This window comes from Burkholderia sp. Ac-20353, assembly GCF_017104785.1.
In the GTDB taxonomy this organism is placed as follows: domain Bacteria; phylum Pseudomonadota; class Gammaproteobacteria; order Burkholderiales; family Burkholderiaceae; genus Burkholderia.
In genome coordinates, this window is record NZ_JAAGPL010000494.1 from 1 (window position 1) to 1,286 (window position 1,286).

At 60.3% G+C, this 1,286-nt stretch carries 2 protein-coding genes; one reads left to right on the plus strand and one right to left on the minus strand.

Translation table 11 applies throughout. The annotated features are described in order from the left end of the window. A partial coding sequence (locus tag G3N94_RS41540) for a hypothetical protein (protein ID WP_205799937.1) occupies nucleotides 1-183 on the plus strand: 183 nt, incomplete at its 5' end. An 8-nt stretch (nucleotides 184-191) separates the two neighbouring features. Here G3N94_RS41540 and G3N94_RS41545 read toward each other — a convergent pair. Beyond that, nucleotides 192-1,208 (minus strand): IS110 family transposase, encoded by a 1,017-nt coding sequence (locus G3N94_RS41545; protein ID WP_205799938.1) that lies wholly within the window; start codon nucleotides 1,206-1,208, stop codon nucleotides 192-194. Between the last annotated feature and the right edge of the window lie 78 nt (nucleotides 1,209-1,286).

The window sequence follows — 1,286 nt, forward strand, 5'->3', positions numbered from 1 at the left end:
TATATCCGGACTCGATCGCAGGACGTGCCTGCCGGCCCCGATGGATTTCGCCGCAAGGTTCCTAATCTAAATAGCGGACTCGAAGTCCGAGAAATGTCTCAGGCTTGCCCTTGCGCGGTCCAACCTGTCTTGCCATCGTTCAGCATCACCTGTGCAACCGTGGATGAGTTTGATGTTCGTTGATCGGGCCTTCAGCTCGGCAATGATGCTGCGGGTTGATAGGTTCGACCGTAAGCCAGCAATGCCCAGATCGTTCGCGCCATCTTGTTCGCCAGTGCGACCGCCACAACATTTGTGGGGCGTCGTGCCAGCAGATCCCGCATGTGCGCCGGAAGGTGTTTGGAACTCGATATCACGGCTCGGGCACCGTGAATCAACAGGGTGCGCAAATACACGTCACCACGTTTGCTGATGCCGCCGAGCTTTACCTTGCCCCCGGAACTGTTCTGTCGCGGCACGAGGCCTAGGTAGGCCGCGAATTCCCGTCCGGATCGGAAGGCTTTCGCTTGGCCGATGACCGACACGGCTGCAGTTGCCGTCAACAGGCCCACGCCCGGAATTTCCGAGATCCGCTGGCACGCTTCGTCGCCGCGTCGCCATTCGAGGATGCGCTGCTCGATGCGTTGGACTTGCTCGTCGAGCAGATGGAGTCGAGACAGTTGATCCCGGAGGCTATCGATCAGCATCGCCGGCAGTTGATCGGCCAGCGACGCAATCGCTGCTTGCGCGGCCTGAATCGACTGGCGCCGCCCCTGCGGCAAGACGACGCCGAATTCATACAACAATCCTCGCAACTGGTTGACCTGCATGACGCGGATCCGGACCAGTTGCTGGCGCATCCGGTGTAGCGCCAGCATCGCCTGTTGATCCGCCGATTTGACGGCCACGAACCGCATGCCAGGACGCTGAGCCGCTTCCCAGATCGCTGCGGCATCTGCCACGTCGTTCTTGTTCGACTTGACGAATGGGCGCACGAACTGAGCTGCAATGAGCCGCACGTCGTGGCCGAGTCGCGCCAAAACCCGGGCCCAGTGATGAGCGCTGCCACAGGCTTCCATGACGACGCGACTCGCCGGCCGGTTGGCGAAGAACGGCACGAGCTGGGCACGTTTGAGAACCTTGCTATGAATCGCGCCAGTATCAGGCTCGACATAGTGAATCTGGAAAACGCGCGTGGCTAGGTCGATGGCGATCGTCGTGGGCTCCATGGAATCTCTCCTGAACGGAAGAATGGACAAGACACTGTCGCACATCCGTACCAGGAACCCAGAAAGCGGAGACAGGCG